General features: G+C 49.0%; 8 protein-coding genes. 5 read left to right on the top strand and 3 right to left on the bottom strand.

The window, feature by feature from the left end; genetic code table 11:
* The first annotated feature begins 88 nt into the window (after positions 1-88).
* From AB7S66_RS09220 to AB7S66_RS09200, 5 genes are all read left to right on the top strand, one after another.
* Complete coding sequence (locus AB7S66_RS09220; protein WP_428519304.1) at positions 89-1,081, top strand: sugar phosphate isomerase/epimerase family protein; 993 nt, start codon at positions 89-91, stop codon at positions 1,079-1,081.
* A gap of 107 nt (positions 1,082-1,188) precedes the next feature.
* Entirely contained in the window at positions 1,189-2,214 is a 1,026-nt protein-coding gene (locus tag AB7S66_RS09215; RefSeq protein WP_428519302.1) for a branched-chain amino acid aminotransferase, read from the top strand.
* A 146-nt stretch (positions 2,215-2,360) separates the two neighbouring features.
* The gene (gene vapB, locus AB7S66_RS09210; protein ID WP_319474495.1) at positions 2,361-2,597 is read left to right on the top strand and encodes a type II toxin-antitoxin system VapB family antitoxin; all 237 of its coding nucleotides are present in this window, start codon (positions 2,361-2,363) and stop codon (positions 2,595-2,597) included.
* Entirely contained in the window at positions 2,598-2,999 is a 402-nt protein-coding gene (vapC, locus tag AB7S66_RS09205) for a type II toxin-antitoxin system tRNA(fMet)-specific endonuclease VapC (protein WP_428519300.1), read from the top strand. It abuts the gene before it with no gap.
* Between the two features lie 149 nt (positions 3,000-3,148).
* Positions 3,149-5,836, top strand: coding sequence for a TolB family protein (locus AB7S66_RS09200; protein ID WP_428519298.1), 2,688 nt, complete (start codon positions 3,149-3,151; stop codon positions 5,834-5,836).
* On the opposite strand, the gene AB7S66_RS09195 is transcribed toward AB7S66_RS09200, so the two are convergent.
* The 3 genes from AB7S66_RS09195 to AB7S66_RS09185 all read right to left on the bottom strand — a co-directional run.
* Complete coding sequence (locus AB7S66_RS09195; RefSeq protein ID WP_428519296.1) at positions 5,808-7,064, bottom strand: hypothetical protein; 1,257 nt, start codon at positions 7,062-7,064, stop codon at positions 5,808-5,810. The two genes, AB7S66_RS09200 and AB7S66_RS09195, sit on opposite strands and share 29 nt — an antisense overlap.
* Before the next feature lie 7 nt (positions 7,065-7,071).
* A complete protein-coding gene (locus AB7S66_RS09190) occupies positions 7,072-8,934 on the bottom strand; it encodes an ABC-F family ATP-binding cassette domain-containing protein (RefSeq protein WP_428519294.1) in 1,863 nt (620 codons plus the stop codon).
* A gap of 41 nt (positions 8,935-8,975) precedes the next feature.
* Positions 8,976-9,417, bottom strand: a 442-nt coding sequence (locus AB7S66_RS09185; protein ID WP_428519292.1) for an EamA family transporter, incomplete at its 5' end; no start/stop codon positions are given.

Here is a 9,417-nt window from a genome sequence, read left to right as displayed (position 1 = left end):
AGGCTCTGATACTGATGCGTATCACTGATGCAATCTACAAGAGCAGTGAAACAGGTTCAAGTGTACTGGTATAGGTAGGAGAAAGAATATGAAACGATTGGTAACCTTGGCTTCAGGCCAGTTTGGAGATATGGCTCTCGATTCCCTGTGTGCACTGGCGAAGGAGATGGGCTATGAAGGGATTGAGCTCGCCACTCATGCACATTTTAATGTTCGGAAGGCACTGCATGAACCCGGATATATTAAGGATGTGAAAAAGACCCTTGATAATTATGGGCTGCAGTGTCAAGCAATCAGTGCACATCTGACCGGACAATGCGTGTGTGATGTCTGGGATGAACGGCTTGATGGATTTGCCCCCTCCCATCTAGCAGGGAATCCTGAAGGGATTCGTTCCTGGGCAATTGAGGAGATGAAGGATACTGCTCGTGCTGCACAGGCTCTAGGCGTGTCAGTGGTGAATGGCTTTACTGGATCACCCATCTGGGCACGTTGGTATTCCTATCCACAGACCAGCAAAGAAATGATTGAGAAGGGGTATGAGAAGGTCTATGATCTTTGGACACCAATTTTTGACGTATTCGATGAGTGTGGTGTTCGGTTCGCGCTGGAAGTTCATCCCACCGAGATCGCTTTCGACTGGTACACCACCGAACGTCTCTTTGAACTCTTTGGATGGCGAGAGACCCTGGGACTGAATTTCGATCCCAGTCACTTGCTCTGGCAGGGAGTGGATGAAGTAGGGTTTGTGCGGGATTTTGCAAAACGTATTTATCATGTACATATGAAGGATGTGAAGATAAATCACAGAAATCCACGTGGGGGGATTCTTGGTTCCTTTCTTCCCTTTGGAGACACCCGAAGAAGCTGGGATTTTGTGTCAGTAGGTCATGGAGATGTAGATTTTGATGGAATAATTCGGGAGTTGAACATTGCAGGATATTCTGGTCCGCTCTCCGTTGAGTGGGAAGATTCTGGTATGGACCGGGTATTTGGTGCAACAGAGAGTTGTTCCTACGTGAAAAACATTAACTTCAGTGCTTCTTCTCTCGCTTTTGATGCAGCATTGAAAACAGAATAATCTTTATCATGCAAAATTTCTGCATATAAATAGACGAAATGTATATGAAGTAGTACAATGGCCCAAATCGGACTCTTCTGAGCCCTCTTTGATTGAAGGAAGCAAGTATGGAAAAGAAGAACATTGATTGGGCCAGTCTCGGGTTCACGTATATCGAGACAGACAAACGGTATGTTTCCCATTTTAAGGATGGGAAATGGGACGATGGAGCAATGGTGGAGGATGCCAATGTAAGCATCAGTGAGTCTGCAGGTGTTCTGCAGTATTCACAAACCTGCTTTGAGGGATTGAAAGCATACACCACCGTGGATGGTCGTGTTGTCACCTTTCGTCCTGATCTCAATGCTGAGCGTATGTATGAGACGGCTGAGCGTCTTCTTATGCCTCCCTTTCCAATAGAGCGGTTCATCGATGCACTCGACCAGTTGGTGAAGGCGAACCTTGCCTATGTGCCACCCTATGGTACGGGTGCCACCCTCTACGTCAGACCATTTTTGTTTGGCAGTGGTCCGGTAATCGGGGTAGCTCCAGCTCCTGAATATACCTTCAGGATGTTCAGTACTCCAGTCGGTCCCTATTTCAAGGGTGGGGTGAGACCTTTGCGATTGCAGGTGAGCAGTTACGACCGTGCAGCTCCTAGAGGTACGGGACACATAAAGGCAGGGTTGAACTATGCCATGAGTCTGTACCCCGGTTATACCGCGAAAAAGAACGGGTTTGATGAGAACATGTATCTTGATGCGGCTACCCAAACATTTATTGAAGAGACTGGAGGGGCAAACTTCATCTTCATTACCAAGGACAATAAGGTGGTAACTCCCAAGAGTGATACCATTCTTCCTTCCATCACCAGAAGATCACTCATGTATGTAGCAAAAGAGTATCTACATCTGGAGACAGAAGAGCGCGAGATACCGCTGAGTGAGCTCTCTGAGTTTGTGGAAGGAGGCTTATGTGGTACTGCCGCTGTTCTCTCTCCCATTGGATCGGTCACCACAGAAAGTGGTGTTATCACGATGCCAAGCGGTATGGAGAAAATGGGACCGATTACCCAGAAACTCTATGATACCCTTACCGGAATACAGATGGGGAGAATAGAAGCACCACAAGGGTGGATACATACCATCGCCTGATAACATTGAGACTGTCTCAATATAAGTAGTATCATCGATTCCTGACGAAGTCCTTGCAGAGTACTGTGAGGACTTCGTTGGATTCTCTGTTGATACTCCCTCATTCATGCTATATACTTTATATATATAGCAACAAGGAGGGAGCCATGAAGATTGGATCTGTATTTGAAAACAATAGGACTCAAGCAGTAAGGTTACCGGCAGATACAAGGTTTCCAGACCAGGTGAAGAAAGTCTCTGTGCGGATTGTTGGCACTACCAGGATACTCGAACCGATACATAATTCTTGGGATACATTTTTTCATCCTACCGATGAGGGTGTCACTGATGACTTTATGGCAGAAAGGGCATCCCAATACCAAAGAGAACGGGAATCATTGTAAATGCTTACACATCTATTAGATACCAATATCGTCATCTATGTAATCAAACGTAGGCCAGAGGCTCTTCTTGATACATTCAACACCCATGCAGGGCGCATGTGCATTAGCTCCATAACATTTGGAGAACTCATGCATGGTGTGGAGAAAAGCTCCTCCCCTGAGAGGAATCGTAGGGTTGTGGAAGACTTTGTTTCACGTCTAGAAGTCCTCAGCTATGATGAAACTGCTGCAGCTCACTATGGTGAGATTCGAGCGGATTTGGAACGAAAGGGAACCGTAATCGGCGTAAATGATCTCCATATTGCAGGTCATGCAAGGAGCCAAGGATTAATTCTGGTTACCAATAATACCCGAGAATTCGAGCGGGTTGAAGGCTTACGGGTTATCGACTGGACGATTTGATGAGTATAGGCAGTCAACATGAGCAGTGCAGTTGAATAGCTGATTTTGCTTGTTTAGATGAAGGTTCCGAGATTCTTGCAGAGAGCCTGTTTACCTCGAGGACGGGCTGCTGTACAGTGGTATCAGTATCCCCTGGAGGTCTGTATTCGATGCGCAAGATTCTACTGTTGATCCTATTCTTATGTTCCATTTTCTCCTCTGTCTTTGCTTACCAACAGATTGAGACCCAACATACCAGAATCATATTCGAGGAAGATGACCAGATATATGCACAGGAGGTTGCCTCCTTTGCTGATGAAGTATATGAAAACCTTGCATCATACTTGGATTATGAGAGTGATGGGAAAGTGCCTGTGGTCATGACAGGAAAGACCGCTTGGGCAAATGGATATTATGCACCCTTTCCAGCCTCCATCTACCTGTACATTACCAGCCCGGATAATCGGTTCATCGGAAGCAGGACCTCTAGTTGGTTGAGGAGCCTCTACACCCATGAGTTGACGCACTATCTCCATCTGAATGCAAACGTGGGACCAGCAAAGGTCCTGGGATTTCTTGGTCCTGGCGTGAATGCCTTCAGTACGGTATTTATGCCGGGGTGGTGGATCGAAGGAATCACGACACATACCGAGACAGCCTTTGCAGAGGGGGGAAGGGGGGACTCGCTCCCCTTTGCGCTCTCTTACCAAGTACCACTACAGGAAGAGGCCATGTGGAGCCTGGCTCAGGGTGCATACAACGGTCCGTTTGCCCCGTCCGGCCGTATCTACGTCACCGGATATCTGATGGTGGACTATCTGATCAAAACCTATGGCGTTGAGGCCTTCAACACCATCAATGAGAAATTTGCGGCATTCCCCTTCCTTGGGCTCTCTCCTGCATTCCGAAAGGTAACAGGATATTCAGCAAAAGAGCTATTCACCTTTGCCTTGGAAGAGAGAGGCAAACCGTATGAAGCCATCGAGGGTGAGATGGTCAGTATACGCGGTCAAGGAAACTCCTATCTTCCCCATGAAACAGGACTAGGACTGGTTGGCTACCGTGAAAGTCCCTACGATGGTGCTGCCCTCTATCGCTATAAGGAGGGAAAAGAACCGGAGCGCCTGTTCTCGCTCCCAATTTCCGGGCGATCATCAATTGCATTCTCCGATACAGTTGCCTTGCTCTCAGTCGATTCCGTTGACCCTACAAATCCCTCCAGCCTCTCCCTTGCCCAGGTGAGCTACAGCGACCTCCATCTATTGGACTTGGAAAACCGCACATCCAAGCGCCTGACTGAGAACCAGCGCCTGGTGCATCCCTCTCTCAGCGGAGACGCAAAGCGGGCAGTAGCCTCCCGGATTTCTGGCTCCTTCTACGAGCTGGTGGAAATCGACTTGGAAGAGAAATCGGTCGAGCCCTTGTACCGGGAGGAACGAACAAGTCTGCTTGAGCCTTCCTTGAATACTGATGGCTCATTGCTTGTCTTCCTTGCATTGCAGGAGGGATACTCCTCGATCAAGCTATTGGACAGGCAAGGTAAGGTCCAGACACTTGTGGGACCCACGAAAAGTGAACTTCGCTCCCCCCTGTTTGATGAGGATGGGGCCATCCTCTTTGTAGGAGAGCAGGATGGTAGGTTCAGCGTCTACCGATATGACGGCGAGAAAAATGAGACAGTCAAGCTTTTCAGTGATCCCTCAGGCATCTTCGCTGCGCGGCTCATCGACGACTCCCTCATATATGAGACATATACCCCAGAAGGTTTTGCCCTGAAATCGGTGGCAGTGGATCGTATGGAACAGACCCCAGTCACTTTTTCTGAAGCAAAGATGGGGGCTGGTACGATTGAGATTGCACGTGAGTATCCTGTCTCCACCTATCGGGACAATCTGCGTCTTAACCTGGTACTCCCATTCCCCTTCGTTGAGGCAAACAGCATCCAACCAGGCCTCTGGTTCCACGCTACCAGCAATCTCAGGAAACATAGTTTGATAGGAAGTGTTGGATACTCCTTTACGGGGATGCGCCCGGTCTCCAATGTGGTCTACCAGTACGCTGGAGGCAACTATTCCCTCCAGCTATCCGGTGATCTTAATACCTATGATATTGGAGAAGCAACATACCTTACCAATGCCTCAGTGACAGTAGGCCTTCCTGTGTATTATCATTCAGGGTTCAAAACGACCAAAAGGATTTCTCTCCAACCGTCTCTCTCTGTATCTACGAATTATTCTGACTGGGAAGGAGCAGCAACCCTGACCATTGGCGGCTCCTCGGTTTCAAGGGATTACCGTACCATCGACTTCTATGGTCCGAGCATGAGTGAAGTGGCTACTGGAATCCAGGTTCTGACAAATGGCGATTTCTCATCGCAGTGGTATGCGGCCTTTGCAAGCATCATGCGTCAACAGAGACTGTTCGGGGGCCGTCATATGGCACGGCTCTCTCTCTCTGGTATTACCAGCTCGCAGGGAGTAGGGAGTGCGTATCCGCTCTTCTCCTTCGGCCCACTGGGGGATGGGGATGCGAAGATTCGGCTCTCAGCTTCCTACCTGCTCCCGCTTGGCCTGCTCGATCTTCCTGTCCTCTACGGAGGCCTTACCAAGGCAGGATTGGAACTATCGGCCAAGACTGCGTGGTACCTGGACGATGGGGCCGTACAGTGGGAAGACGCTTGGGCGATTGGGGCTACGCTGAGTGGCAATTTTGTGATGGGAGGGCCCTCTTTTGCCTTTCAGCCGTTTGTTCGATTTGCCTATCTCTTTGGACCTGATGATTGGGCCATCACCATTGGTATGAACGGCCAGGGAATCCTTGATTTTTTTCCTACTCCCAATCATGCTCCACATCTATGACGATGCCTGTCATGAGAAGCCAAGGACCGGTATGCGCTTCAAAATAATCAATCGTTGAAATTTCTTCAGTCCCAAATACATATTGAAGTGTCGATGTGAAACGCAGGCGATAGTTCTGCCGTTCAATGACCAAGCCAGGAATGCCCAATCCCTTGAGGCCTACCTCGATGGCAATCGTGGGGTGAAGTGATTCAACAATCGTAGTGGTAAAGTCTTGCTGTAAATTGAAACGCTGGGCACCTGCAAGCAGTTTCCCATAGGGCTCAAAGCGAGGGTGAAGAGTGATACCCCAGGAATAGCCGAGCATCCAGGAGCCAACGTTGAGCCGGTCATCCTGGTCATCCATGTTATTGAACATCGGGCCATTCTTGTGGCGTATCTCGAAACTTACATCCTTGTAGGAAAATGCGAAAAGCCGATTCTGTTGACCATTGAGGTCATAGAGGAACCCAGTAGAGAAGATGAAATCAGCAGAACGGAATTGTTTCTCCCCCCACAAGGAGACTATATCAAAGCTGAAACCGCCGAAAGAGCGCCCTGTTTCCAGGTATGAGATGAACTGGGTGTGCAGCAACCCACCATCATAGTGGTAGGAGAGAAAGGTTCCTTGGTAACGTTCGACCATCTCCTGATGAACAGCACAGGAGTGGTTGGTACTTCTCTGAAGATATCCCAAACGCACAGAGATAATGGAGTCGAACTGCAATCGGACATTGCCACTGTATGTTTGTTCCCAAGCATGGGCATAATCCAGGTCAAACTCCACCGATGCTCTCATGCCTCCAACGCTTGTTCCTAGCGTGGCTCTGCCTCCAATTGAAGGATGCAAGGATATTTCATCCGTAGTGTAGGTAAGGTTGAGGAGATCCCGGCCAATAAGGCTATGGAAATGATTCTGTACCTCATTGAATCCCAGATTACCTGAGGCAACCAGGCCTGCTCTTGGCGTAAAGGTGAACAGTTGGCCCTGTAGTGGGTACGAAGCCATGAGTGAGATGACATCATAGCGTTTCATGGTATCGAGACGGTCGGTATAGCCACCCGTGGCAAGGCTCAGGGTAAAGGAAGAGGGGAATACCGCTTCTACCGTGGAGCCATAGGACAGTCCGTCATCATGGTTATGCCCGATTCCCATCGTATACCAGTCATTGTTGGTCCCTATCGTAAGAGACCCGATATTCGCTGATACAGAAGTAGTACAGAGCGATAGGATGAAACAAAAAGCCACCAATTTTCTAGAGTTTTTCCGCAAGTTCCAACCACCTTTGTTCTGCCAAGTCGAGTTTCTCTCTTAGGTCATGGTACGTTTCAGTTCTCTCTGCAAGCGTTCCTTCTTCAGTGGGTTCAGCATGCGAGAAGCTTGCTTCCAAGGTATCGATACGCTCAGAGAGCATACTCATTTTCTCCTCAAGTGCCTCAAACTCCTGTCTTTCCCGGTATGAGAGGCCTTTCTGTTCTGATTTTCTGGTCGTTTTCTGCACCGGTGCCTCTGAAGTCTCTTTCTGTGTGGGCGGCGAGTTTTGTGTTCGTTCTTTCCACTCACTGTAGCGCTGTGCTTCATACCGCACAGTGCCTCCTTCCTCAAGCACGAACAGTTCATCACAGGTAAGGTCCAGGAATGCTCGGTCGTGGGAGACAATGAGCACACATCCCTCAAAATCCTGGATATACTGCTCGAGGTTCTCCATGGTGGGGAGGTCGAGGTCGTTGGTCGGTTCATCGAGCATCAGGAAGTTTGGATTGGAAAGAAGACGGGAAACCAGATAAAGCCTTCTCTTTTCTCCTCCGGATAATGTTGCGATCGTGCTTCTGTGCATGGATGAGGGGAACCCAAAGAGCTCCAGGAATTTGGCAGCACTTACAACCTCTGAGGGACCAAGGACCACCTGGGTTGCAATTTCTTCCACATACTCCAGAATAGTCTTCTCGCTTTCAAGGTTCCTGCCTGTCTGGTCGTAGTAAGCGAACATGGTATTTACCCCAATATCAAGTGAGCCACTGTCGCTGGGTAGGTGAGCGCAAAGCAGATCAAGCAGGGTGGATTTGCCGCTGCCATTTGGACCCACCACCCCGATCTTCTTTCCTTTGGTAAAGGAGAATGAGAAATCAGAGATGACGGTATCTTCTCCAAAAGACTTGCTGAGATGTTTGGCTTCAAGAATCTTTTTTCCCAATCTTCTGCTTGCTGACTGAAAGGATTTTTGTGCCTGGTCTCCAACCATGGCTTGGTTTGCCAGCATTGCCTCAATGCGGTCCTTTCTGCCGCTATCCTTTCCTGTACGGGCCTTTGGGCCACGCCTGAGCCAGGCAAGTTCCCTCCTCAGGATGGTACTCAGTCTATCCTGTTCTTTTTGCAATCGCTCGATGCGCTGTTCACGCCGTGCGAGGTAATCGGCAAAGGAACCAGGGTGTAGATACATCTGTCCCCCATCCAACTCAAGAATTGTTCTGCAGACAGTATCGAGAAAATACCGGTCATGAGTTACCAGTATGATGGTGGCAGGACTTGCTTTCAGGTAGGATTCCAACCACTCGATGGTTTCGATGTCGAGGTGGTTGGTCGGTTCATCGAGAAGCAACATGGTCGGGCGGGATGCGAGCACCCTTGCGATAGCCACCTTTTTCTGCATGCCTCCAGAAAGCGTAACCATAGGAGAGTCCAAGAGATCATAGAGCCCAAGTTCACCAAGAAGGGAGGTATAGTCACTCTGGAGGTTCCATACATCGTGGTTTTCCATCAATTCGCTTTGTCTGATCAGGTTGGCTTCATCCTCTGGATGGGCAAGGGCGTGTTGATACGCGTTCCAGGTGGCAATCCTTATCCCGCTTCCTTGCAGGAGATAGGAAGAGACTGTTTCGTTTTCCCTGAATTGTACTCCCTGTTCCAACATGACCAGGTCAGTGCCGTTTTTCATCGCGATGGTTCCGCTGTCTGGTACCACCAGTCCTGCGAGTATCTTGAGAAAGGTTGATTTACCTTCTCCGTTCCGACCGATCAGGGCAACATGGTCCCCCTCTTCCAGTCCAAAACTGACATCTTGAAACAGTGGTTCGTCTTTGAGGGTCTTTGAGACCGATTCCAATGAGAGTACATTCATATGCTGAGCGTAGCGAAAAGCAGATACCTAGGCAAGATACTTCAGGCAGCAAGAAACAATACTGCAACCCCTGCGATGGAGAGGAAAGTGCCCCCGAGACTGGGCAGAGAAAGCTTCTTATGGAGGATGAAGCGGTCAAAAGGGAGAAGGAGTATCGGGGTTATCTGGGTAATCGTGGTAACAATTCCCACCGGCGCCAAGGTGAATGCCTTCATCTGGGTTGTCATACCCAAGACAGGCCCGGCAAGTGCAGCAAAAAGCAGGATAAAGAAGAGACGGGGTTTTTTCAGGAGTGCCAGGTGTTGTTTCCCATTCTTCTTGTAGAAGAAGTTGTAGATGATAAAGATGGAAAGGCCTCCGAGGTTTCGTAGAAGGTTCGTTGCAACGGGACCGGTCTCGTCCATTGCAAATTTGGCCATGAGAAAGGAGACGGATTGCAGAATTGAGGCAAGAATGGCAAAGAGCAGGCCTGTGGAACGATCT

Origin of the sequence: Sphaerochaeta sp., from assembly GCF_050178175.1 — a bacterium.
In the GTDB taxonomy this organism is placed as follows: Bacteria; Spirochaetota; Spirochaetia; order Sphaerochaetales; family Sphaerochaetaceae; genus Sphaerochaeta.
Note: the sequence above shows the minus strand (reverse complement) of the source record. Positions and strands in the feature narration are given on the sequence as shown.

Coding starts and splice junctions, on each gene's coding strand:
- AB7S66_RS09220 (WP_428519304.1), top strand. CDS start 89: ATGAAACGATTGGTAACCTTGGCTTCAGGCCAGTTTGGAGATATGGCT.
- AB7S66_RS09215 (WP_428519302.1), top strand. CDS start 1,189: ATGGAAAAGAAGAACATTGATTGGGCCAGTCTCGGGTTCACGTATATC.
- vapB (WP_319474495.1), top strand. CDS start 2,361: ATGAAGATTGGATCTGTATTTGAAAACAATAGGACTCAAGCAGTAAGG.
- vapC (WP_428519300.1), top strand. CDS start 2,598: ATGCTTACACATCTATTAGATACCAATATCGTCATCTATGTAATCAAA.
- AB7S66_RS09200 (WP_428519298.1), top strand. CDS start 3,149: ATGCGCAAGATTCTACTGTTGATCCTATTCTTATGTTCCATTTTCTCC.
- AB7S66_RS09190 (WP_428519294.1), bottom strand. CDS start 8,934: ATGAATGTACTCTCATTGGAATCGGTCTCAAAGACCCTCAAAGACGAA.